The sequence below is a fragment of the Rhizorhabdus sp. P4_G6 genome, assembly GCF_056401045.1.
In genome coordinates, this window is record NZ_JBFUKC010000011.1 from 73,635 (window position 1) to 94,853 (window position 21,219).

Consider the following 21,219-nt stretch of genomic DNA (forward strand, 5'->3'; position numbering starts at 1 on the left):
TCCACCCCGTCACGGGAGCGAGGCCCGAGGGGATGCGTGGATCCTGAAACAAGTTCAGGATGACGGACAGGAGCCGCGCGGTTCACCGCCGCCGCCGCATCTGTCCCTTCAGCGTCGCCAGCGAATAGGCGCCCAGCCCGAACACCAGCCCGAAATAGACCAGCACCGCCACCCCGATCATCGTCGACAGCGCGGCGATCCGCTCGATCAGGCTGCGTCCGGTCCAGGGATCGATCCACGGGTTGAGCGCGAACAGCAGCGCCGCCATCGCCAGGGTCGCCGCGATCAGCCGGATGCCGGTGCGGCGCAGCCGGTCGTCGATCGCGAAATGCTCGCGGCGGTGCAGCGTCCAGTAGAGCAGGATCGCGTTGACCCAGGCCGAGATCGCCGTCGACAGCGCCAGGCCGACATGCGCCATCGGCCAGATCAGGATCAGGTTGAGGACGAGGTTCACCAGCATCGCCACCAGCGCGATCCGCACCGGCGTCCTGGTGTCGGCGCGCGCGTAGAAGCCGGGCGTCAGCACCTTGATCAGCACATAGGCGGGCAGGCCGAGCGAAAAGGCCGCGAGCGCCCGCGCGCTGGCGATCGTGTCCTTCGCGTCGAACGCGCCATGCTGCAGCAGCGCGCGGATCAGCGGCGTCGCCGACACCATCAGCGCGGCGGTGGCGGGCAGGGTGAGCAGCAGCACCAGCTCGATCGCGCGGTTCTGCGTGTCCATCGCCGCGCGGGCATCGCCGCCGCCCAGCTGGCGCGACAGGCTCGGCAGCATCGCGGTGCCGACGCCGATGCCGATCAGCCCCAGCGGCAGCTGGTTCAGCCGGTCGGCATAATAGAGATAGGAGACCGACCCCTCGGGCAGGAAGCGGGCCGCCAGCGTGGTCGAGATCAGCAGGTTGAACTGCACCGCGCCGGCGCCCAGCGCGGCCGGCCCGATCAGCGCGAGCAGCCTCTTCACCTCGGGGCTCAGCCGCGGCAGGCGGATGCGCAGCCGCACCCCGGCCTGCCAGCAGGCGAGCACCAGCCAGCCGAGCTGCATCGCGCCCGACAGCGTCACCGCGATCGCCTGGGTCCGCGCGGTCTCGACATCGCTATGGCCCCGGAAGAACAGCAGGCCGACGATCAGGCAGATGTTGAGCAGGATCGGCGCCGCGGCGTTGACCCAGAAGCGGTTGAGCGAATTGAGGATGCCGCCGAGCAGCGACACCAGCGAGATCAGCATCAGATAGGGGAAGGTGATCCGCGTATATTGGGTGGCGAGCGCGAACTTCTCCGGGCCGCCATCGGGAAAGCCGCCGGTCATCGCCCAGACGATCGGCCCCGCCGCCAGCATCATCACGACGGTGAACAGGATCAGCACCGGCAGCAGCACCGACAGCACGTCCTCGGCGAAGCGCAGCGCGATCGCCAGCCCCTCGCCCGGCCGTTCGGCCTCGCCCTGGGCGACGGTGCGGTTGAACATCGGCACGAAGGCGGCCGAAAAGGCGCCCTCGGCAAACAGCGCGCGGAACAGGTTGGGCAGCCGCCACGCGATCAGGAAGGCGTCCGACGCGAACCCCGCCCCGACGAACCGCGCCATCAGCATGTCGCGCAGGAAGCCGAGCACGCGGCTGACCAGCGTGAGCCCGCCGATCGTGGCGCTGGCGCGCAGCAGGCTCATATGATGCCCTATGCCGTCATCCCGGCGGAGGCCGGGATCTCAATAGAGGTTCGCGACATCAACTCCGTCCCCGACGAACTAGATCCCGGCCTCCGCCGGGATGACGGACCGTGTAGACGTTCAGGCTTCGCCTGCCGGCTGTGCCTCGGCGAGCTGCGCCTGCTGCTCGGCCTGCTGCATGTAGAGCGCGCCGAAGTCGATCGGCTCGAGCACCAGCGACGGGAAGTTGCCGTCACGGATCGCGTCGGCGACCACGCGGCGCGCGAAGGGGAAGAGCAGGCGGGGCGCTTCGGCGAACAGGAAGGGCGGGATATGCTCTTCGGGCACGTTGCGGATGCCGAACACGCCGGCATAGACCAGCTCGACCGCATAGGCGGTGAGCTCGCCCATCTCGGCCTTCACGTCGATCTTGAGCGAAACCTCGTACACGTCCTCGCCGACCGGCTGCGAGCCGATGTTGAACTGGACGTCGATGCGGGGCTGCTCGGGCGCCTGATAGATGCCGGGCGCGTTCGGATTCTCGAACGAGAGGTCCTTCACATATTGGGCGATCATGGCGACCTGCGGCATGGTGTCCTCGCCGTTGGCAATCGTCTCGGCGGCGCCCGTCTCTTCGCTCATTGCACTCTTTCCATCATCTCGTGGGGCCGGGCAATCGAGCGATCCGCTCGCGCCGGGCGATGCGCCACGCGCCTAGCAGGCGGGGCGGGACGGAGCAATGGCGGGTTGGTGGCCGGCAAGGGTGGAGCGTTTCAGCCGGCTTATCGGAGCAACCCGTGCTCTAATCGCGCCAGCAGCATTTGAATATTGAAGCCTTTGTCCCTATGTTGGCGGATAGGCAGGCGCATGGAGGCCCGGTGACCACGATTGTCATTCTTGCGATGGTGTTTCTTTTCGTGGCGTTCCGCCTTTGGAGCGTGCTGGGCCGTCGCACGGGACATGAGCAGACCATCGCGCGTCCGGCCGAGGCTGCGCCCGCGCCGATCGGCGCCGGCCGCTCCCTGCCCGACAACTCGACGCCGGCGCTTCCCGCCCGTTCGCCCGTGGTCGAGGCGCGCGCCGAATCCGGGGTGCGCGCGATCTCGATCGCCGACGGCGGCTTCGATGCCGGCCATTTCCTGGAAGGTGCGCGGTCGGCCTATCGCATGATCCTCGAGGCCTATTGGCGCGGGGACGAAGACGCCTTGCGGCGCCTGACCGACAATGACGTCTATGACGCCTTCGCCGCTGCGATCGCCGAACGCAAGGCGAGCGGGCAGGTGCTCGACAATCGCCTCGTCTCGATCGAGAGCGCGGTGATCGAGCAGGCGCGGCTGGCCGGCCAGACCGCGAGCGTCACCGTGCGTTTCGAAGCAGACATCGCCGCCGTCACCCGCGACACCGAAGGCAATGTCATCGCCGGTTCGCTGACCGACGCGGTGCCGACGCACGACGTGTGGACCTTCAGCCGGAACGTCCGCGCCGACGATCCGAACTGGATATTGGTCGAAACCGACGAGGCAGCGTGATCCGTCGTGTTGGCGCGGGGCTTGTCGGCCTCGCGATACTCTCCGCCTGTACCGTCGTTCCGACCCCCGGAGGTACCGATCGCGCGCCGCCGCCGCATCATGCGCCGCGCGTAGCGACCCCGTCGTCGCCGTCGGCACCGACGACGCCAGCCCCGGCTCCGAAACCGGCGACTGCCATTGCCAGCGGCGTCCAGCAGGGCCCGTCCGTCACCAGCTTCGCGATCGCGCCCGATGCGGCCACGGCCGCGCTCGTCGCCTTCCGCCTGTCCTGTCCTGGCCTGCAGCGCCGCACCGACGCCAGCGGCCTCACCCTGGCGGGGGACTGGTCGCAGGTCTGCGCGCAGGCCTCGGGCTGGCCCGACGGCGACGCGATCGGCTTCTTCGCGAACCAGCTGGCGGTGGTGCAGGTCGGCGATGGCCAGGCTTATGTCACCGGCTATTACGAGCCGGAGATCGCCGGCTCGCGCACGCCTGCGCCGGGCTATGAGGTGCCGGTCTACAGGCGCCCGCCCGATCTGGTCGAAGGCGATCTCGGCGATTTCTTTCCCGAGCTGAAGGGCAAGAAAATCCGCGGCAAGGTGCAGGGCGGCAAGCTCGTCCCCTATCCCGATCGCGGCGAGATCGAGGACGGCGCGCTCAGGGGCAAGGCGCTCGAGATCGGCTATGCCGCCGATCCGGTCGAATTCTTCTTCCTCCAGGTCCAGGGTTCGGGCCGCCTGCGGCTGCCCGACGGCTCGGTGATGCGGATCGGCTATGACGGCCAGAATGGGCGCGACTATGTCGGCATCGGCAAGCTGATGCGCGACCGCGGCCTGCTCGGCCCCGGCCAGCTCTCGATGCAGGGCGTGATGGCCTGGCTGCGCGCCAATCCCGCCGAGGGCGACGCGATCATGCGGGAGAACAAGAGCTTCGTCTTCTTCCGCGAGCTTACCGGCGCCGGCCCGATCGGCGCGATGAACGTGCCGGTCACCGGCCGGGTCAGCGTCGCGGCCGATCCGGCGTTCGTGCCGCTGGGTGCGCCGGTCGTCCTCCAGCTGGACCGCGCCGAGGCGAACGGCCTGTGGATAGCGCAGGACACCGGCGGTGCGATCAAGGGCGCCAACCGTTTCGACAGCTTCTGGGGCGCGGGCGAAGACGCCCGGACCATCGCCGGCGGGATGAGCGGCCGAGGCCGGGCCTGGCTGCTGATCCCCCGCATTTCGGCGGCACGGCTGGCGGAGGGCCATGGCGGGGCGGCGGCTCGATCCTGAGGAAAGCGCGCTCTGGCAGCGCGTCACCGCAACGGTGCGCCCGATCGCGCGGCGGCAGCCAAAGCCCACCCCCGCGACGCTCGCCGAAGCGCCGGCAGTGCCCGCGGCGAAGCGCGGCCGGGTTCCCCCGCCTCGGGTGCCCGCGGCAACGCCGGTCGCCCAGCAGAAGCCGCTCGCCGACAGCCTGGATGGCGGCTGGGACCGGCGGCTCCGGCGCGGCGTCACCCAACCCGACTGGACGATCGACCTCCACGGCCACACGCTCGACAGCGCCCGCCGCACGCTCGACGCCGCGCTCGACCAGGCGTTGGCGGAAGGGGTGCGGGTGTTGTTGCTGATCACCGGCAAGCCGCCGCGCGACGGCGACCATGACATCGACGGCCGTCCTCGGCGCGGGCTGATCCGCGCCTCCGTGGCGAGCTGGCTGCAGTCGTCGCGCCACGCCGGCCGCATCGCGGCGGTGCGCAACGCCCACCCCCGCCATGGCGGCGCCGGCGCGCTCTACATCATCCTGCGGCGCGAACGGGATTTCTGACAAGGAACGGCCGTGCCGCCCTTGAGCAGCACGGCCTCCTTGAAGCTGGCGAGCGCCTAGCCCGGGCTCAGTCGGCTGATTGGCTTCCCGAGCGGGTTCCGGTCTTGCCCTGCCGTCCCGAAGCCTTGGCGTTCTGGTTTTCCGCATGCTGGTTCTGCGACTTGGCGGTGTCCTTGACCTCGCCCTTGCCCATTGCCGACACCAGGACATTGCCCGAACCGCTGAAATTGCTGGCCGGCAGGCTGGCGGTGCTGTCGCCCACCTTCATGACGACCGACTGGACCGTGCCGTTCGCGGTGGAGCGGACGTCCTGCACCGTGCCGATCGCCCGGCCGCCGGCATCCCGCACCACCATGCCGGGTGCGACATCGAAGGTGCCGGCCGCATTGGCGGCGGCGGTTCCTGCCAGCGCGAGCTCGCCGACGCTGCCCGCCGCGCCGCCGGCGGCGCTGCCCGAAGCCGAGCCACTCGACGCCGCCGCACCGGTGGCGCTGCCGACTGCCGAGCCGGCGGCCGAGCGGGCTTGACCAGCCGTCGATCGGGCAGCGGATGCGGCGCTGCCGGCCGCCCCATGCACCGCGTCGGTGCCGATCAGTTGCGCATCGGCGCTGCCGCCAGCCGACCCTGCCGCATTGCCGGTGACGCCGTTGAGGGCACCGCCGACACTGCCCGCGCCGTTGCCGCTGCCCGATACCTTGCCGCTGTGACGATCGACGCTGTGCGAACCGCTGGCCGAGGCGCTATGGTCCAGCGAACCGGTCACGCCCGAGCCGAGCGAACCGACACCACCCAGGCTGCCCGCTCCGCCGAGGCTGCCGCCGATCATGCCGCCCAGACCGCCGCCGAGACCGCCGCCGCCGCCCAGCAACTGGGCCGACGCCGGAGCGGTCATGATCGCGAGCGTAGCCGCCGCGCTGCTCAAAAATAGCTTGTTCATCGCTCTCATCCTATTCCGTCGACGGCGTCATGCGCCGTGCAATGAGGCAACGGAACGGCCCACCCCTTTCATCCCTGAAAACGGAGATTTTTTATTTTCCCTATAGATCAACGCGTTGCGCAGGAGCCGCACACCACGCCACGGCCGTAGAGTCGGGCCGAGCCGCTTTTAGGCGGCATCGCCTCGGCCGCCAGCAGCGCGATGGCACGCGTTCGGGGCAGGGATCCCGAGACGGCCAGGCGCGCCAGCCGCCCGGTCACGAAAGGGGCTGCGAAGGAGGTGCCGCGCACCTTGATCGTCCCGCCGGCCGCGGTGGCGGCGAGCAGGTCGGCGCCCGGCGCGGCAAAGTCGAGATGCGCCGCCTTGCCCGCCTCGATCAGCGCCCGGCCGCGCCCGTCCACGCCCGTGACGGCAATCACCTGCGGGCAGGAAGCAGGAAAGGCGGCGGGGGCGGCAGCGCCATCATTGCCGACCGCGGCGACCATCAGCACGCCGCGTTGGCCGGCCGCGGCGACGACGCGCGACAGCAGCGGATTGGCGGGCCCGGCCAGGCTGATGTTGACCACCTTCGCGCCGCTCGCCGTAAGCCATCCCAGCGCGCGGGCGATCGTCACAGCGTTGCCGCCGCGCGGATCGCGGCCGTAGATGTCAGCGGCGAGCAGCCGGCTCTGCGGCGAGACTCCCCGGATCGCCCCGCGACCGACAAGGATCGAGGCGATGGCGGTGCCATGGTTGTCGGGGGCCGGCGCCCCTTCGGCAAAGCCGCGCTGAACGATCCCGGGTGGAAGGGCGGGGTGTTGTGCGACGCCGCCGTCAATCATGCCGATCGCGGCGCCTGGGCCGGTCGACAAAGCCGCCGCCGAACCACCGCCCGCAACCATCGGCGCGCCGCTTTGCCGGTAGAGCGGATTGGACTGGACGACTGCCGATGGCGCGAGCCTGGCGAGAAGCTTCTCGGCCTTTGCGAGCGGCATGCCGGGGGGTACGTGCAGCCGCACCATGGCAATGTCGAGCCCTTCGACATCGGGGCGGTCGATGACGGCGAAGCCGGCTGCCATGGCCGCCGCTATCATGGCCGGTGTCGGATCGAGGGCGATCAGTTCACCTTTCACGGCGGGATCGCCGCGTGCATCGAACTCGAGCGCCTGCGGATTGCGGCGGACCAGTGCGCCGAGCTGGTCGAGCCGCGTCCGCGCCAGCCGATCGACCAGCCCGCCTGCTCGCTCGGTCGCCTCTGTAACCGCCTCGCCGATTCGGCCGCCCAGCCGGTCGACGCCGCCAGCCGCCTGGCCGAGGCCGCCGCCGAGGGAGGGCAGCAGCTGGGCGATCGCTGCGCCCGACATCGTCAGCAGCGCGGCGAGGGCCAGGGCAGTAGCGCGGCTGCGCATGGGATCGACTTCCTTTCAGGACCGTTATGATCAACGAATTTCAGCTCGGGTGGTTTCATGGGATTAAACGTGTCAGGTCATCCGTTTCATCCTCGAGGACGGCATCGCACGGCAAGCGGGCTGTCGATGGGCGGAAGGAGAGGGCCGGCTTGACCCTGTTCGAACGCGAGTTGCTGGCGTTGCTGCCCCGGCTGCGGCGCTTTGCGCGTGCGCTGGCGATCGATGCCGCCGACGCCGACGATCTGTGCCAGGTCGCGCTCGAACGCGCGTTGAAGGCCGAGGCGCGGTGGGAGCGAGGAACGAGACTGGATTCATGGATGTACAGGATCATGCGCAATTGCTGGATCGATGAGGTGCGCGTCCGCAAGCGCCGCAGCCAGACGTTCGTTGCAGAAGAGGAAGGCGTCGGGGTCGGTCAGGCTGACGACCGCCGCATCGAGGCCCGGGTCGAACTCGGCAATGTCGATCGGGCGATGGCAGCGCTGCCGCCCGAGCAGCGCGAAGTCATTGCGCTGATCCTGGTCGAAGGACTGGCCTATCGCGAGGCGGCCGAACTGCTCGACTTGCCCATGGGTACGGTGACATCGCGGCTCGTACGCGGGCGGCAGGCGCTGATGGAGATGCTGGGAGAAGCGGCGTGACCGAGGAACAGATCATCGCCTATGTCGACGGCGAGCTTGGGCCGCTCGAGGCACTGCGTTTCGAGCGCGCGATGGCGGCCGATCCTGCGATCGCCGCCGGGGTCAGCCGCCACCGCAGGCTGCGCGCCATGATCGAGAGCCATTTTGCGCCGGCCGCCAGCGAGCCGGTGCCGGCGCGATTGACGAACATGATCGACGACAATGTGGTAGCCTTCCCGCAGCGCACGCGCAGCCGGTTCGGCGACAGCGGCCGCTATGCCGCACTGGCGGCGACGCTTGTGGCCGGCCTCGTCCTGGGCCAGCTCCTGCCGAATCGTGGGGCAACTCCGCTCGGGGAGCGCGACGGCACGGTGGTCGCGCAGGGCGTACTTGCCCGCGCCCTCGATACGCAGCTCGCATCGGAGCCCCAGGCGACGGCCTATCATATCGGCGTCAGCTTCCGCAGCATCGACAATCGCTATTGCCGCACATTCAGCGGTGCGGCCGGTGCGGGATTAGGTTGTCATGGCCGTTCGGGCTGGACGGTGGAGCGCTTCGTAGCCGGCCGGCCGCGCGAACAGGGCGGTGCCTATCGCCAGGCCGCAAGCCCGTCCGCGGAAATCCTTGCCGCCGCGCAGAACATGATGGCCGGTACGCCGCTGGACGCGGAGCAGGAGCGAAGGGCGCAGGCACAAGGCTGGGGCGAAAGCGCGAGCGGAAGCTGAACCCGGACTTTCGAAAGGATGCCGATAGGTTTCAGCGATGAAATATTCGGGCAATCTAGGGGTTCGAAAGGAGCGCCACGCCACAGCTGCGGAAGGACTCCGCTTATGCCGCTCCAGCCGGTTTCGACTATCTTGCCCGCGGGCACTCACTTCAAGATCACTGCCGCCGGCTGCGAGAACGGCCGCCACTCGGCGATCGGCAGCAGCAAGGTCGAGATCGGCGGTGTCGTTCACGCCACCTGCCGCCATTGTGGCTGCGAATTGATGCGCCTCGGCGCATCTCGCCGCTGGTTCCGCACCGGCGAGATGGGCGGCTAGTCCTCGTCCGTTAACGCCCTTGGTTGCGCCAGCGGTCTATGACATGCTCGACGAGCGCATCCTCGTCGCCGCTCTGGCGCCACAGCTCCGAGAAGACCGGATCGTTCGACGCGGGGCGAAGCCCTTCCTCGAGGTCGTCGAACGCAACGCGGAACGGGATCGAGACACCTTCGCCGCAGATGATCGCCTCGCGGTTGCGCAGCGCCGGGATGGCATCAAGGAAGCTGCGCGCGCCTTCGGGCATCGCCGCTTTCACGAAAGCCTGGTCGCGCTCGTTGTTCAGGCGCATCGCGATGATCGTGCCGCACTGGGACAGCACGCCTTCGGCGAGGTCCGATGGGCGCTGCGTCACCAGTCCGAGCGATACGCCATATTTGCGGCCTTCCTTGGCGATCCGTTCTAGGATCTTGCGGACCGGGCCATTGTTGGTCGAACGATCCGACGGCACGTAGCGATGCGCCTCCTCGCAGACCAGCAGCACCGGATGCTGCGCCTGGCCGCGCGCCCAGATCGCATAGTCGAACACGCAGCGCGCCAGCACCGAGACGACCACCGAGGTAATCTCGGACGGCACGCCCGACACGTCGATTACCGAGATCGGCTTGCCATCGCCGGGAAGGCGGAAGATGCGCTTGATGAAGCTCTTCATGCTGTCGCCGACCAGCATGCCGGAGAACATGAAGTGGTAGCGCGGATCGGAGCGGATTTCGTCGATCTTCTGCTTGAGCCGCAGATAGGGTGCGCTATTCGACGCCTTGTCGAGCTTGCCCATCTCGGTCTGGATGATGTTGCAGAGATCCGACAGCACATAGGGAATCGGACTGTCGACGGTGATCCGGGCGACCGTCTCGGCGGCGCGGTTCTTCTGCCGTGCCGCGAGCAGGCATTTGGCGAGGATGTCGGCATCGGTCTGGCGCTCGGCGCCGGTGGTGGTCAGCAGCACTTCGCAATGTTCTTCGAAGTTCATCAGCCAGTAGGGCATGGCAAGGTTCGACACGTCATAGGCTGCGCCGACGCTGGCGAAGGCGGCGTCATATTCGCCGTGCGGGTCGATCATCACGATATGGCCGGCGGGCGCCAACTGGCAGATCCGGTGGAGGATCAGCGCGGTGGCGGTCGACTTGCCGGTGCCGGTCGATCCCAGCAGCGCGAAATGCTTGCCGAGCATAGCGTCTATCAACAGCGCTGCGCGGGTCGAGCCGGTCGGGTGGACGGTGCCGATCTCGACATGCGGGACACTGCCGGCGCTGAAGATCGCGTTCATGTCGCTGCTCGACACGGCGTGCACTGGGGTGCCGGGCAGCGGATAGCGGGTAACACCGCGACGGAAGGCCGCGATTTTGCCTGCGGCGTCGAGCATGCCTTCGCCGAGAAAGGCGATCTGCGCGCTTACCTCGTTGCCCTCATGGCCGAGGCCGTGGACCGACGCGATCACGCAACGTCCGGCTACTGTCATCTTGAGCATCGAGCCGATCTCGCCCGCCATGGCGACTGCGGCGTCCGAATCCTGGGCGATCAGCCGGAGCATCGCCGGATCGAGCCTCGTTTCGGCGCCACTGCCGGAGACCGTTTCGATCCGGCCCAAAGCGGCCGTGGCGAGGCCGGCTGCCTGTTCGAACGAAGCTCCGCCGACAAAATCGTTCATCCGACCGCCATTTCCTGTCTCTGACATGAGCTGCCTAGTCGATCGGGGTTAATTCTCCTCTAAATCCGGCCCTATTCTAACTCTTCCCTTCCGCGAAGGCTGAAGTCAGCTCGCTACTCGCGCAGCCGCTTGAACGCGGCGCTCGCCGCCCAGCCGAGGCCCAGCGACAGCAGCACCGCGAACAGGCCATAGAGGAAGCTGTGCCGTACCGCCGCGCGGGCGACGAAGGCCTCCATGCCCGACTTGTCGATGTCGATGTCCCGCGTCGCAGCAGCGATGACGCGGCCCTTCTCGATCAGGAATGTCTCGGCGGTATAGCGGCCGACCGGTACCCGCGCGGGGATCGCGATGCGTGCGCGATAGAGCACGCCTTCGCTGATCTCGACGCCGCGCGCCGTCTCCGAATAATAACCGCCGCGACGCTTGAGATCGATCAGTCCCTGCTCGAACCGTCGGTCCTCGGCCGGATCGCCGCCGCTCGCGGGTGACAGCTGGAGATTGTCGATGCCGAGCTCGTAGATCACCGCGGTGCGGTTATCGACGATCTTGTCGATTTTCCGCGACGAGGCGAGCGCGTAGAAGGAGGGGACCGATCGGAAGTCGGCGCTGTCGGCGTTGATCCACATCCCGGCGATCTTGCGCTTCTCGCGGATCAGCACCGGCTCGGCCGGGCCCTTCACCACCACAGCGATCTGGGCGTCGTCGCTCGGCGCCCGTCCGCCCGGATATAGAATGGCCCCGAACAGCAGAAGCTCGGCACCGGTGAAGCTGTAGATGATCTCGATCTTGCGCTGCGAGACATCGGGCACCAGCCGTGGGCTTTCCGCGGAGACCAGCAACGGCGCCAGCAGCAGGAGCAGCGGCCTTCTCACAGCCCCTGCACCGTGAAGATTTCCGGCGGGCGCCAGGTTAGCCCGAGCAGCATCCGGATGGCCACCACCAGCACGATGAAGGCGAGCGCGAGGCGCAGATATTCAGGCTTGATGGTCTGCGCCATACGCGCGCCGATCTGGGCGCCGGTAACGCTGCCGACCAGCAGCAGGCCGGTGAGGACGAGGTCGACCGCCTGAGTGGTCAAGGCATGGATCAGGGTTGTCGTGGCGGTGACGAACAGGATCTGGAACAGCGAGGTGCCGACCACCACCCGCGCCGACATGCCCAGGATGTAGATCATCGCCGGCACCAGGATGAAACCGCCGCCGACCCCCATCAGCACCGTCATGACGCCGGTCAGGAAGCCGAGCAGAAAGGGTGCGAGCGGCGAGATGTAGAGCCCCGACTTGTAGAAGCGCCAGCGGAACGGCAGCATCGCGATCAACGGGTTGTGGCGCTTGCCCTGCATGCTCGGCCGCTCGCCCCGCCATTCAGTGACCAAGGCATGGATCGCTTCGCGCGCCATGACGAGGCCGATGCCGCCGAGCATAAGCACGTACATGACGTTGACGACCGTATCGATCTGGCCGACATTCTGGAGGACGCGGAACAGGAAGCCGCCCAGCAGCGATCCCAGCGCGCCGCCCGCCACCAGCACCGCCCCCATATGATAATCGACGCCGCCGCGGCTGCCATGCGCCAGCACCCCCGAGACGCTGGCCCCGGTAATCTGCGGCGCCGACGAGGCGACCGCTACCGCGGGCGGAATGCCGTAGAAGATCATCAGCGGGGTGGTCAGGAAACCGCCGCCGACGCCGAACATCCCGGACAGCAGGCCGACCAGCCCGCCCAGGCCGATGATGACGAGAATATTCACCGAGAGGCCGGCAATGGGCAGGTAAAGATCCATGGCCAAGGGCTAGAGCATTTTGGGCGCGCGAGGGAAGGGCGAGCTCATCGAAAATGCGGGCGGAGGACGGAGCCTTGCGCAAGCCCGCTTGCAAAATCCGTCATATCGGCGGAGGCCGGAATGACGCTTGGAAGCGGGCACGATCTGCAGATATCCTCCTCCTGTCTCTGCGGAGCGCGCGGATTGGCCTTGCCGACAGCGCATGTCGCGATATAGCTAGGCCATGGTTCCCTTTTCGTTCTGCGCGGTCGACATGTGCGCCTTGCCTGAAGGCGGGCTGTTCCATAGCGCCTCGCGCAGCCTGCTGCTCGCCGACCTCCATCTCGAAAAGGCGAGCAGCTATGGTCTGCGCGGGCAGATGCTGCCGCCCTATGATTCGATCGAGACGCTGCGGCGGGTCGCCGCATTGGTCGAGCGCACAGGCGCCGTGGCGCTCTATTGTCTGGGTGATTCCTTCCACGATCGCGATGGCCCCGGACGGCTGCCGGACGAAGCGCTGGGCCTGCTCGGGCTGCTGACGGCGAAGACCCGCTGGGTGTGGATCGTCGGCAACCATGACCTGGCGATGTCCAATCCGCTCGGCGGGCACATCGCGACAGTGGTGGAACTCGATGGCATGGTGCTGCGCCACGAGGCCGATCCGCGCGAGACGCGGCCGGAGATTTCGGGCCATTATCACCCGAAATATAACGTCACCCTGCGCGGCCGGCGGGTGTCGCGGCCCTGCTTCGTCGCCGGACGGAGCAAGCTGATCCTGCCCTCCTTCGGGGTGCTGACCGGCGGCATGAACGCTGCCGATCCCGCGATATTGCGCGCTGTCGGTGCCGACGCCCGGGCGCTGATCGCGGTCCAGGAAAAGCTGCTGGATTTCCCGCTGGCGGCGTGATCCGGAGCTACCCGATCGGGTAGACGGTCACCGGCTGCTTCTGGAAATGGTTCGGGAAGGCCACGCGCAGCGCCTCGACCTTCGGCAGGTCATTATAGACGATATAGGGATAGTCGGGCTTCCGGGTCAGGAAATCCTGATGGTATTTCTCAGCCGGATAGAAGCCGCGGTAGCGCACCACCCTGGTCACGATCGGCGTCTTCCACAGCTTCGCCGCGGCGAGCTGGGCCAGATAGGCATCGGCCACCGCCTTCTGCTGCGCCGTGGTGGGGAAGATCGCGGTGCGATATTGGGTGCCGCGGTCGGGGCCCTGGCGGTTGAGCGTCGTCGGATCGGCCACGACCGCGAAATAGATGCGCAGCAGCGTTCCGTAGCTCACCCTGCTGGGATCATAGGTGATCTTGACGGATTCGGCGTGGCCGGTCGAACCGGATCCGACGGTCTCATAGGAGGCGCTCTGGGCGGAGCCGCCAGCATAGCCGGACACCGCCGATTTTACGCCGTCGACATGCTGGAACACGCCCTGCACGCCCCAGAAGCAGCCGCCGGCAAGCACCGCGACGGCGCTATTGCCGGCCTCGGGCGGATCGATCGCGGGCGCAGGTGCGCGGACGATCGGCCCGGCGTCGACCTTGGGCGCGGGCGCAATGGCAGGGCTGCGGGTGGCCATGGTGCCGGCCGCCGCCAGAAGCAGCAGTCCCGCCGAGACCCCGGCGATCAAAGGCCGGTTAGGATTGTCCGTCAAAGGGGCATCCTTTTTTCCATCTTGTGTCGATTATGTCACACAGATGGGCATGCGCCAATCATTATCAATGATAGGCGATTTTGATGAAGCCTCGGCGTCCAACGGCAGGCCTTCGCCTGCCGTTGCTTTACGCGATGGACGCGGCGCCTGCCCTCCGCGCGTCCATGCTCGCTCCTACCGCAGGGCTGCCGTTGCCGTCTGGATACGCTCGCAGGCTTCGGTGAGGATCTTCTCGGAGGTCGCGTAGCTCACCCGGAAGGCCGGCTCCAGTCCGAAGGCCGCGCCCTGCACCGCGGCCACCCGCGCCTCGTCGAGGAAATAGTCGATCAGGTCAGTGTCGTTGGCGATCACCTTGCCAGCCGGGGTGGACAGCCCGATCAGCGCCGAGACATCCGGATAAACATAGAAAGCGCCTTCGGGCTGCGGGCAGTGGATGCCGCGCGCCTGATTGAGCATCGACACAACCAGATCGCGGCGCTTCTGGAACGCATCGTTGCGCTCCTTCAGGAAGCTCTGGTCGCCGTTGAGCGCCGCCGTGGCCGCCGCCTGCGCGATCGAGCAGGGGTTCGAGGTCGACTGCGACTGGAGCTTGGCCATCGCCTTGATCAGCGGCTGCGGGCCGCCCGCATAGCCGATCCGCCAGCCGGTCATCGAATAGGCCTTGGAGCAGCCGTTGATGGTCAGCGTGCGCTCGTAGAGATCGGGCGCCACCTGCGCGATCGTCGCGAATTCGAAGCCATCGTACAGGATATGCTCGTACATATCGTCGGTCATGATCCAGACGTGCGGATGACGGCGCAGCACCTCGGCTATCGCCTTCAGTTCGTCCGCGCCATAGGCGGCCCCGCTCGGGTTCGACGGCGAATTGAGCAACAGCCACTTGGTCTTCGGGGTGATCGCCGCTTCGACCTGCTCGGGCGTGACCCTGTAGTTCTGGGCAGCGCCCGCCTTGATGAACACCGGAGTGCCGCCCGCGAACTGGACGATGTCAGGATAGCTCACCCAATAGGGCGCCGGGACGATCACTTCGTCCCCGGTCGAGACAGTCGACACCAGCGCATTGAACAGGGTGTGCTTGCCGCCCACGTTGACGCTGATCTGCGAGGCCTCATAGTCCAGGCCATTGTCGCGCTTGAACTTCGCGGCAATCGCGGCCTTCAACTCGGCGGTACCGTCGACGTTGGTGTATTTCGTCTTGCCGGTGCGGATCGCCTCGATCGCGGCTTCCTTCACGAAGTCCGGCGTGTCGAAATCGGGTTCGCCAGCGGAAAGGCCGATCACGTCGACGCCCTTCGCCTTCAGCTCAAGCACCCGGCTCGTCATGACGAGTGTGGGCGAGGGCGAGATGCGGTTGAGGGCAGGGGCGATGAGGCTCATTGCGAAGCGCTTTCCTGATTGGTCTATGTGGGAAACGGCCGCGCTATAGGCGAGTAGTCGCCAGCCCTCAACCTTGGTCGTGCGGTCCCGCGACCAGCTTCGCGGCGACAAGGCCGCGCAGCGAGTTGCCGATAAAGAAGCCATCGGCCAGATCATCCACGAGGACATCGCCTTCTACGGCATGGCCGTTTTCGATAAGGCGATTGCGCAATATGCCTGGCATCAGCGATCCGGTAGGCGGCGTTACGAGCCGTCCATGGCGCTTGACGAAGATATTGGTGAAGCTGCCCTCCGTCAGCCGCCCGTCTTCGCGAACGAACAGCACTTCGAAGGTTCCGGCGGCGTGGCGGGCGTCGTCGAGGAAAGCCCTGTCGCTGGTCTTGTGCACCAGGCGCAAATCATCAGGTGCGACCGGCAGCGGCACGATGGCGCAATCGACGGGCCCCTCCGCCTTGGGCGGCATGGCGCGCACCTCGATCGCGCGGGCGCCGCTGGGCGACAGCATCAGGCGGATCCGCGCGTCCTCCACCAGGCGGAAGGTCGCCGCCTGGAGATCGTTGCGGCAATCATGGCGATCGAATGCGAATCCAAGCGCTTCGGCGCTGGCCTTCATGCGCGCGAGATGCGCTTCGAGTTCGACGAAACCGTCGATTGCCTCGAATCGCATCGTCTCGATCAGATCGAATGCCCCTGCCGCCATAGCGACCAACTGCCCCTGTCCCACTGCCGTAATTATCGCCATGCTGCCCGGTTGGTTGCGACCCGGCAATATGTATCAATCCAGTATCTCCCGGATTTCTGGCGTTGATCGTCGAATCCCGCAACGCGCCATGGCTTGCAATGGCGGGTTGCAATCGTCATGTCGAGCCCATGACCAGCCCCGCCGACACGCCGCTCAAAGCCGTCATCATCCCGGTGACCGCTTTCCAGCAGAACTGCACCCTGATGTGGTGCACGCAGACGATGAAGGGCGCGTTCGTCGATGCCGGCGGGGATCTCGACCGGCTCAAGGCTGCAGCTGCCCAGCATGGCGTGACGATCGAGAAGCTGCTCGTGACCCATGGCCATATCGATCATTGCGGCGGCACCGGCATATTGGCCGAGGAACTCGGCGTGCCGATCGAGGGACCGCATCCGGAGGATCGTTTCTGGATCGCCCGGCTCGGCGATGACGGCCGCAGCTACGGCATCGAGGGCAGGCCGTTCGAGCCGGACCGCTGGCTCGACGATGGCGACCAGGTGACCGTGGGGGACCTGGTGCTCGATGTCATCCATTGCCCAGGGCACACGCCGGGCCACGTCATCTTCCATCACGCACCGTCGAAGCTCGCGCTGGTCGGCGATGTGCTGTTCCAGGGCTCCATCGGGCGCACCGATTTTCCCCGCGGCAACCATGGGGACCTGATCGAGTCGATCACGAAGAAGCTATGGCCGCTGGGCGGCGACACCGCCTTCGTGCCTGGGCATGGCGCCATGTCGACCTTTGCGCATGAGCGGGCGAGTAATCCCTTCGTGGGGGATCGGGCGGTCGGCACGTGAGATATCTGTTCTCGAGCGCCGGGCGGCCAGCATCCGCTGATTTTGGCTTTGCGTTATAAGACGCGGCACCCACCCGGTGCTTAAGGGTAAAAGCTACTGCGCCACCCCCGCCGAATCGCTCGTGACGGTCGTGATCGTGCCACTCTTCGTGGTATAGGGAATGCTGATCGCATAGCCGGCCAGCCCGAGCAGAATGATCCAGGTGGTCATGATGCCGACCCCGCGGAGCGGATGCGCTGTCTGCTTGTCCATGCCGAACGGATGCAGCACGCGGCCGAGTATATATATAATGCCTGCCGCCCACAGCCATGTCTGGGTTCCGCGGGCGAGCTCGATCAGGGCAATCAGGATCAGCACCAGTGGTGTATATTCGGCGAAGTTGAGATGGGCGCGCATGCGGGCCACCAGCAGCGTATTGCCGCCGTCGCCGGTGAGCACTTTGGCCTTGAGCCGAATCGCCACGATGCGTACCGCAAGCCAGATGTTCACGATCGCGGCAGCGCCCGCGATAGTCAGTGTGATAGGCAGGATCATCTTCCCCTCCGTGATAGATCGGAGGTTGATCTGGCAGGTCGCACCCATACTTGCAACGCGGAGCGAAATCGCTATAGGTCGCGCGCTCGCGACGAGCCCGGCCATAGCGTGACGGGCGCTCGTCGCTTTATTTATTTTGATTTATCTAGTTAGGAATAGGTGCCGACATGGCCGTCCCCAAGAGAAAGACCTCGCCCTCGAAGCGCAACATGCGCCGCAGCCACGACGCGCTGCCGGTCGAGGCCTTTCAGGAATGCCCGAATTGCGGTGAGCTGAAGCGCCCGCACAATCTGTGCAACGCCTGCGGCCATTATAACGGTCGCGAGATCATTTCCGTCGAGGCCTGATCGGGCCATAGGGGGCAATGATTGTGGACAAGGCGCCGCGAATCGCACTCGACGCGATGGGCGGCGACGGCGGGCCGGCGACGATGATCGCCGGCGCTGCAATCGCCCGTGAACGCGATTCGGCGCTCAGCTTCACGCTGTTTGGGGATGAGGCTGCGATTCGGGCTGAATTGCTGCGCCACCCTATCCTGTCTGACTCGATCGTCGTCCATTGTGACGATGTCATCACCGGGGACGATCGGCCCAGCCAGGCGATCCGGCGGACCAAGTCCAGTTCGATGGGCGCAGCCATCCTTGCCGTGAAGGCGGGGGAGGCTTCTGCTGCGCTGTCCGCGGGCAATACCGGTGCGCTGATGGCAATCGCCAAACTCTCGCTCAGGACGATGCACGGCATCGACCGGCCGGCGCTGGCCGCCTTGTTGCCGACCCTCGGCGACAATGACCTGGTCATGCTCGATCTCGGCGCGAACACCGACTGCGATTCCCGCAACCTCGTCGAGTTCGCGGTGATGGGTGCGGCTTATTCGCGCGTTGCGGTGGGCGTGCAATGTCCCCGCGTCCGGCTGCTGAACATCGGTACCGAAGAGCTGAAGGGCACAGGCGAGCTCAAGGACGCCGCCGCGACACTGCGCGAGCAGACCAGCGGCGAATGGCGGTTCGATGGCTTCATCGAAGCGGACAGGCTGGGCCGCGGCGAGGTCGATGTCGTGGTGAGCGACGGCTTCTCGGGCAATATCGCGCTGAAGTCGATCGAAGGCACGGCGCGATTCATCACCGATCTGCTCAAGCGCGCCTTTTCCAGCTCGATCCGGTCGAAGGCGGGCTTCCTGCTGTCCAAGCCGGCATTCGCGCTGCTGCGCCATCATCTCGACCCCAATAATCACAACGGCGCGGTCTTCCTCGGGCTCAACGGCCTGGTCGTCAAAAGCCATGGCGGCGCCGATGCGAACGGCACCGCCAATGCCATCGGCGTGGCGGTCAAGATCGCGCGGGACGACATCACCCGTCGGATCACCGAGGATCTCGAGCATTTCCGCAGCCGGACCATAGAACGGGAAGACGTAGCGTGACCGTGGAATCGATGCGCCGCGCTGTCATCATCGGCACCGGCTCCGCCTTGCCGCGTCGCTATGTCACCAATGCTGAGCTGGCGGAGATGGTCGACACGTCCGACGAGTGGATCGTCGAGCGCACCGGCATCCATGGCCGCTATATCGCCGGCGATGGCGAGACGACCGCCAGCCTCGCTTCCGAAGCGGCGCGCAATGCGATCGAGGCGGCGGGCATCACCCCCGCCGACATCGGGCTGATCATCCTCGCCACCGCGACGCCCGACCAGACCTTTCCCGCATCGGCCACGATCGTGCAGACGGCGCTCGGCATCGACGATTGCATCGCATTCGACGTGCAGGCGGTGTGCTCGGGCTTCCTCTACGGCCTCACCGTGGCCGACAGCATGATTCGCAGCGGAGCGGCCGACTACGCGCTCGTCATCGGCGCCGAGACGTTCAGCCGCATCCTCGACTGGGAGGATCGCGCCACCTGCGTGCTGTTCGGTGACGGCGCCGGAGCGGTCGTACTGAAGGCCGAGGATGGCGTGCGGGGAATTCTCTCCGCCAAGCTCCACGCCGATGGCCGGCATAATCAGCTGCTCTATGTCGATGGCGGGCCGTCCACGACCCAGACGGTCGGCAAGCTGCGCATGAAGGGGCAGGAGGTGTTCCGCCACGCGGTGACCAACCTCGCCAGCGTGCTGCGCGAGGTGATGGCCACCGCCGGCCTCGAGGTTTCAGATATCGACTGGCTGGTCCCGCACCAGGCCAACCGCCGAATACTCGACGCCACCGCCCGGAAACTGGGCCTCGCCCCGGAGCGGGTGATCGTCACGGTCGACAGGCATGCCAACACCTCGGCCGCTTCGGTACCGCTCGCGCTCGATGCGGGCGTCCGCGACGGCAGGGTCAAGCGGGGTGACTTGCTGGTGCTGGAGGCGATGGGCGGAGGCTTCACATGGGGCGCCGCCGCGATCCGCTATTGAAGCCCTTGTAAAACGCCTTTGATTCGCTTCGCCTTAACCGTAAGGTACGCGATACTCACTGTGTTTGGGGGCTGTATGGCGTTGGATCGGGGGACATTGACGCGCGCGGATCTGTCGGAGGAAGTGCATCGCGAAATCGGCTTGTCGCGGGCGGACTCGGCATCTGTGGTCGAGCAGGTGCTCGAACATATGTGCTGTGCGCTGGCCAAGGGCGAGAATGTGAAGATTTCCGGTTTCGGCAGCTTCATCCTGCGCGAAAAGGGAGAGCGCGTCGGGCGTAATCCCAAGACGGGTATCGAAGTGCCGATTGCGCCGCGTCGCGTGCTGACCTTCCGGGCCAGCCAGATGCTCCGCGATAGGATTGTTGCAGGAAATTAAGGCGGCGTTCCAATGAGTTCGGGCGGAGATAAGGCCGAGGATGCATTCCGCACTATCGGCGAACTTTCGGCTGAGCTCGGCATCCAGCAGCACATTTTGCGCTATTGGGAAACGCGCTTTCCGCAACTGCGTCCACTCCAGCGGGCTGGCAATCGGCGCTATTATCGCCCGGCCGATGCGGCATTGGTCCGGCGCATCCACAGCCTGCTCAACGAGCAGGGCTACACGATTCGCGGCGTGCAGAAGCTGCTCGGCCAGAAGTCGTCCGTCGAGCCCGAGGCGCCTGCGCCGCCTTCGCCCATAGCGCCGCAACCGGTGCTGGTGGTCAGCCAGTCCAGCCTGCCGTTCCCCGTTCGAGCCGAACTGATGGCGATTCGCGAATCGCTGATCCAGGCGCTGGCAGCGGATATGGATTGATCTTGCCCCGCGACCACTTCGGGGCGTGAACGCCTAGTTTCGGTCGGGCCCCAGCGCGGGATCAAGATCCCTGGGCCGCACGAACAGCGACAACTGCCCGGTGTTCGGCCGGACATCTTGCCAATGATCGACATCGAAGCTGATCTCGGCGATGCTGGCGGTAGGGAATTTCTCCTCGACCTGATCGCGGGCGTCGTCGCCCGGCTTGTCAGGCACCATCATCAGCACCAAGTCCTCGAGGCCGGGGTTATGACCAACCAGCAGCAGGAAGTCATGTCGGTCGTCGGCTTCGTGAACGACGTCCAGCAACGAGACGGCCGAGGCGAGATAGATGCGCTTGTCCCAGGCCGGGGCGGGGAGTTCACCGGCGCCCTCGGCCAGATACTCGATGGTTTCGACAACCCTGATGGCCGGCGAGGCGACGATATGATCGAAATAGACGTGATGTGTGCGGAGATATTCGCCGACCCGTTGGGCGGCACGTTTGCCCTTCGCATTGAGAGGCCGATCGAAATCGCGCGATACCGGGTCGTCCCAGCCCGATTTCGCGTGGCGCAACAGCATAAGCTTCTTCACTATTCCGGCGCCC

The 21,219-nt window shown here is 66.5% G+C and carries 25 protein-coding genes; 13 read left to right on the forward strand and 12 right to left on the reverse strand.

Annotated features, from left to right (window positions below; all coding sequences use genetic code 11):
* Positions 1–82: 82 nt before the first annotated feature.
* Both murJ and secB read right to left on the reverse strand, forming a co-directional pair.
* Complete coding sequence (murJ, locus tag AC1DPF_RS12720) at positions 83–1,660, reverse strand: murein biosynthesis integral membrane protein MurJ (protein WP_477961704.1); 1,578 nt, start codon at positions 1,658–1,660, stop codon at positions 83–85.
* Positions 1,661–1,780: 120 nt separating this feature from the next.
* Positions 1,781–2,281 (reverse strand): protein-export chaperone SecB, encoded by a 501-nt coding sequence (gene secB, locus AC1DPF_RS12725; RefSeq protein WP_477961706.1) that lies wholly within the window; start codon positions 2,279–2,281, stop codon positions 1,781–1,783.
* Positions 2,282–2,517: 236 nt separating this feature from the next.
* Between secB and AC1DPF_RS12730 the strand changes: the two genes are divergently transcribed.
* From AC1DPF_RS12730 to AC1DPF_RS12740, 3 genes are read left to right on the forward strand one after another with little or no spacing between them, the layout of a single operon-like run.
* Positions 2,518–3,168, forward strand: a complete 651-nt coding sequence (locus tag AC1DPF_RS12730) for a Tim44/TimA family putative adaptor protein (protein ID WP_477872865.1) — start codon at positions 2,518–2,520, stop codon at positions 3,166–3,168.
* Positions 3,165–4,418: a murein transglycosylase A gene (mltA, locus tag AC1DPF_RS12735; protein WP_477961708.1), complete on the forward strand. Its 1,254-nt coding sequence runs from the start codon at positions 3,165–3,167 to the stop codon at positions 4,416–4,418. The genes AC1DPF_RS12730 and mltA overlap by 4 nt, the downstream gene beginning before the upstream one ends.
* Positions 4,393–4,953 carry a Smr/MutS family protein gene (locus AC1DPF_RS12740; protein WP_477961710.1) on the forward strand — a complete coding sequence of 187 codons (561 nt, stop codon included), beginning with the start codon at positions 4,393–4,395 and terminating at the stop codon, positions 4,951–4,953. Before mltA ends, AC1DPF_RS12740 begins: the two co-directional genes overlap by 26 nt.
* 67 nt (positions 4,954–5,020) lie before the next feature.
* Here AC1DPF_RS12740 and AC1DPF_RS12745 read toward each other — a convergent pair whose 3' ends face one another.
* Both AC1DPF_RS12745 and AC1DPF_RS12750 read right to left on the reverse strand, forming a co-directional pair.
* Positions 5,021–5,890, reverse strand: coding sequence for a hypothetical protein (locus tag AC1DPF_RS12745; RefSeq protein WP_477961712.1), 870 nt, complete (start codon positions 5,888–5,890; stop codon positions 5,021–5,023).
* A 107-nt stretch (positions 5,891–5,997) separates the two neighbouring features.
* Entirely contained in the window at positions 5,998–7,278 is a 1,281-nt protein-coding gene (locus AC1DPF_RS12750; protein ID WP_477961714.1) for a S8 family serine peptidase, read from the reverse strand.
* Between the two features lie 149 nt (positions 7,279–7,427).
* On the opposite strand from AC1DPF_RS12750, the gene AC1DPF_RS12755 reads away from it, so the two are divergent.
* The 3 genes from AC1DPF_RS12755 (at position 7,428) to AC1DPF_RS12765 (ending at position 8,941) form a co-directional block, all read left to right on the forward strand.
* Positions 7,428–7,919: an RNA polymerase sigma factor gene (locus AC1DPF_RS12755; RefSeq protein ID WP_477872875.1), complete on the forward strand. Its 492-nt coding sequence runs from the start codon at positions 7,428–7,430 to the stop codon at positions 7,917–7,919.
* Positions 7,916–8,623, forward strand: coding sequence for an anti-sigma factor family protein (locus tag AC1DPF_RS12760; RefSeq protein ID WP_477961716.1), 708 nt, complete (start codon positions 7,916–7,918; stop codon positions 8,621–8,623). The genes AC1DPF_RS12755 and AC1DPF_RS12760 overlap by 4 nt, the downstream gene beginning before the upstream one ends.
* A 105-nt stretch (positions 8,624–8,728) precedes the next feature.
* Positions 8,729–8,941 carry a hypothetical protein gene (locus AC1DPF_RS12765; protein ID WP_477872879.1) on the forward strand — a complete coding sequence of 71 codons (213 nt, stop codon included), beginning with the start codon at positions 8,729–8,731 and terminating at the stop codon, positions 8,939–8,941.
* A 10-nt stretch (positions 8,942–8,951) separates the two neighbouring features.
* On the opposite strand, the gene AC1DPF_RS12770 is transcribed toward AC1DPF_RS12765, so the two are convergent.
* From AC1DPF_RS12770 to AC1DPF_RS12780, 3 genes are all read right to left on the reverse strand, one after another.
* The gene (locus AC1DPF_RS12770; RefSeq protein WP_477961718.1) at positions 8,952–10,586 is read right to left on the reverse strand and encodes an ATP-binding protein; all 1,635 of its coding nucleotides are present in this window, start codon (positions 10,584–10,586) and stop codon (positions 8,952–8,954) included.
* A gap of 113 nt (positions 10,587–10,699) precedes the next feature.
* The gene (locus AC1DPF_RS12775; protein ID WP_477872883.1) at positions 10,700–11,458 is read right to left on the reverse strand and encodes a TIGR02186 family protein; all 759 of its coding nucleotides are present in this window, start codon (positions 11,456–11,458) and stop codon (positions 10,700–10,702) included.
* Positions 11,455–12,369, reverse strand: a complete 915-nt coding sequence (locus AC1DPF_RS12780; protein WP_477872937.1) for a sulfite exporter TauE/SafE family protein — start codon at positions 12,367–12,369, stop codon at positions 11,455–11,457. Before AC1DPF_RS12780 ends, AC1DPF_RS12775 begins: the two co-directional genes overlap by 4 nt.
* Before the next feature lie 223 nt (positions 12,370–12,592).
* On the opposite strand from AC1DPF_RS12780, the gene pdeM reads away from it, so the two are divergent.
* Positions 12,593–13,255, forward strand: coding sequence for a ligase-associated DNA damage response endonuclease PdeM (pdeM, locus tag AC1DPF_RS12785; RefSeq protein ID WP_477872884.1), 663 nt, complete (start codon positions 12,593–12,595; stop codon positions 13,253–13,255).
* Positions 13,256–13,262: 7 nt separating this feature from the next.
* Here pdeM and msrA read toward each other — a convergent pair whose 3' ends face one another.
* The 3 genes from msrA to AC1DPF_RS12800 form a co-directional block, all read right to left on the reverse strand.
* Positions 13,263–14,000 carry a peptide-methionine (S)-S-oxide reductase MsrA gene (msrA, locus tag AC1DPF_RS12790; protein ID WP_477961720.1) on the reverse strand — a complete coding sequence of 246 codons (738 nt, stop codon included), beginning with the start codon at positions 13,998–14,000 and terminating at the stop codon, positions 13,263–13,265.
* 174 nt (positions 14,001–14,174) lie between these two features.
* Positions 14,175–15,377, reverse strand: a complete 1,203-nt coding sequence (locus tag AC1DPF_RS12795) for a pyridoxal phosphate-dependent aminotransferase (RefSeq protein ID WP_477872888.1) — start codon at positions 15,375–15,377, stop codon at positions 14,175–14,177.
* 67 nt (positions 15,378–15,444) lie between these two features.
* On the reverse strand, positions 15,445–16,119 hold the full coding sequence (locus AC1DPF_RS12800; RefSeq protein WP_477961722.1) for an aminotransferase class IV: 675 nt from the start codon (positions 16,117–16,119) through the stop codon (positions 15,445–15,447).
* Positions 16,120–16,247: 128 nt separating this feature from the next.
* Between AC1DPF_RS12800 and AC1DPF_RS12805 the strand changes: the two genes are divergently transcribed.
* Positions 16,248–16,916: an MBL fold metallo-hydrolase gene (locus tag AC1DPF_RS12805; protein ID WP_477872892.1), complete on the forward strand. Its 669-nt coding sequence runs from the start codon at positions 16,248–16,250 to the stop codon at positions 16,914–16,916.
* A gap of 93 nt (positions 16,917–17,009) precedes the next feature.
* On the opposite strand, the gene AC1DPF_RS12810 is transcribed toward AC1DPF_RS12805, so the two are convergent.
* Positions 17,010–17,450: an MAPEG family protein gene (locus AC1DPF_RS12810; protein WP_477872894.1), complete on the reverse strand. Its 441-nt coding sequence runs from the start codon at positions 17,448–17,450 to the stop codon at positions 17,010–17,012.
* A 167-nt stretch (positions 17,451–17,617) separates the two neighbouring features.
* Between AC1DPF_RS12810 and rpmF the strand changes: the two genes are divergently transcribed.
* The 5 genes from rpmF (at position 17,618) to AC1DPF_RS12835 (ending at position 20,630) form a co-directional block, all read left to right on the forward strand.
* Positions 17,618–17,797, forward strand: a complete 180-nt coding sequence (gene rpmF, locus AC1DPF_RS12815; protein ID WP_340314678.1) for a 50S ribosomal protein L32 — start codon at positions 17,618–17,620, stop codon at positions 17,795–17,797.
* A 23-nt stretch (positions 17,798–17,820) separates the two neighbouring features.
* On the forward strand, positions 17,821–18,867 hold the full coding sequence (plsX, locus tag AC1DPF_RS12820; RefSeq protein WP_477872939.1) for a phosphate acyltransferase PlsX: 1,047 nt from the start codon (positions 17,821–17,823) through the stop codon (positions 18,865–18,867).
* An 11-nt stretch (positions 18,868–18,878) separates the two neighbouring features.
* A complete protein-coding gene (locus AC1DPF_RS12825; RefSeq protein WP_477961774.1) occupies positions 18,879–19,835 on the forward strand; it encodes a beta-ketoacyl-ACP synthase III in 957 nt (318 codons plus the stop codon).
* 75 nt (positions 19,836–19,910) lie between these two features.
* The gene (locus AC1DPF_RS12830; protein WP_340314674.1) at positions 19,911–20,213 is read left to right on the forward strand and encodes an integration host factor subunit alpha; all 303 of its coding nucleotides are present in this window, start codon (positions 19,911–19,913) and stop codon (positions 20,211–20,213) included.
* 12 nt (positions 20,214–20,225) lie between these two features.
* On the forward strand, positions 20,226–20,630 hold the full coding sequence (locus AC1DPF_RS12835; RefSeq protein ID WP_477872897.1) for a MerR family transcriptional regulator: 405 nt from the start codon (positions 20,226–20,228) through the stop codon (positions 20,628–20,630).
* Between the two features lie 33 nt (positions 20,631–20,663).
* On the opposite strand, the gene AC1DPF_RS12840 is transcribed toward AC1DPF_RS12835, so the two are convergent.
* On the reverse strand, positions 20,664–21,206 hold the full coding sequence (locus tag AC1DPF_RS12840) for a SixA phosphatase family protein (RefSeq protein ID WP_477872899.1): 543 nt from the start codon (positions 21,204–21,206) through the stop codon (positions 20,664–20,666).
* Positions 21,207–21,219: the final 13 nt, after the last annotated feature.

What these genes read in the sequence shown, in the direction of transcription:
- murJ (WP_477961704.1), bottom strand. Translation starts at nt 1,660, where the DNA reads ATGAGCCTGCTGCGCGCCAGCGCCACGATCGGCGGGCTCACGCTGGTC.
- secB (WP_477961706.1), bottom strand. Translation starts at nt 2,281, where the DNA reads ATGAGCGAAGAGACGGGCGCCGCCGAGACGATTGCCAACGGCGAGGAC.
- AC1DPF_RS12740 (WP_477961710.1), top strand. Translation starts at nt 4,393, where the DNA reads ATGGCGGGGCGGCGGCTCGATCCTGAGGAAAGCGCGCTCTGGCAGCGC.
- AC1DPF_RS12745 (WP_477961712.1), bottom strand. Translation starts at nt 5,890, where the DNA reads ATGAACAAGCTATTTTTGAGCAGCGCGGCGGCTACGCTCGCGATCATG.
- AC1DPF_RS12750 (WP_477961714.1), bottom strand. Translation starts at nt 7,278, where the DNA reads ATGCGCAGCCGCGCTACTGCCCTGGCCCTCGCCGCGCTGCTGACGATG.
- AC1DPF_RS12765 (WP_477872879.1), top strand. Translation starts at nt 8,729, where the DNA reads ATGCCGCTCCAGCCGGTTTCGACTATCTTGCCCGCGGGCACTCACTTC.
- AC1DPF_RS12770 (WP_477961718.1), bottom strand. Translation starts at nt 10,586, where the DNA reads ATGAACGATTTTGTCGGCGGAGCTTCGTTCGAACAGGCAGCCGGCCTC.
- AC1DPF_RS12780 (WP_477872937.1), bottom strand. Translation starts at nt 12,369, where the DNA reads ATGGATCTTTACCTGCCCATTGCCGGCCTCTCGGTGAATATTCTCGTC.
- pdeM (WP_477872884.1), top strand. Translation starts at nt 12,593, where the DNA reads ATGGTTCCCTTTTCGTTCTGCGCGGTCGACATGTGCGCCTTGCCTGAA.
- AC1DPF_RS12795 (WP_477872888.1), bottom strand. Translation starts at nt 15,377, where the DNA reads ATGAGCCTCATCGCCCCTGCCCTCAACCGCATCTCGCCCTCGCCCACA.
- AC1DPF_RS12800 (WP_477961722.1), bottom strand. Translation starts at nt 16,119, where the DNA reads ATGGCGATAATTACGGCAGTGGGACAGGGGCAGTTGGTCGCTATGGCG.
- AC1DPF_RS12805 (WP_477872892.1), top strand. Translation starts at nt 16,248, where the DNA reads ATGACCAGCCCCGCCGACACGCCGCTCAAAGCCGTCATCATCCCGGTG.
- AC1DPF_RS12810 (WP_477872894.1), bottom strand. Translation starts at nt 17,450, where the DNA reads ATGATCCTGCCTATCACACTGACTATCGCGGGCGCTGCCGCGATCGTG.
- rpmF (WP_340314678.1), top strand. Translation starts at nt 17,618, where the DNA reads ATGGCCGTCCCCAAGAGAAAGACCTCGCCCTCGAAGCGCAACATGCGC.
- AC1DPF_RS12825 (WP_477961774.1), top strand. Translation starts at nt 18,879, where the DNA reads ATGCGCCGCGCTGTCATCATCGGCACCGGCTCCGCCTTGCCGCGTCGC.
- AC1DPF_RS12830 (WP_340314674.1), top strand. Translation starts at nt 19,911, where the DNA reads ATGGCGTTGGATCGGGGGACATTGACGCGCGCGGATCTGTCGGAGGAA.
- AC1DPF_RS12835 (WP_477872897.1), top strand. Translation starts at nt 20,226, where the DNA reads ATGAGTTCGGGCGGAGATAAGGCCGAGGATGCATTCCGCACTATCGGC.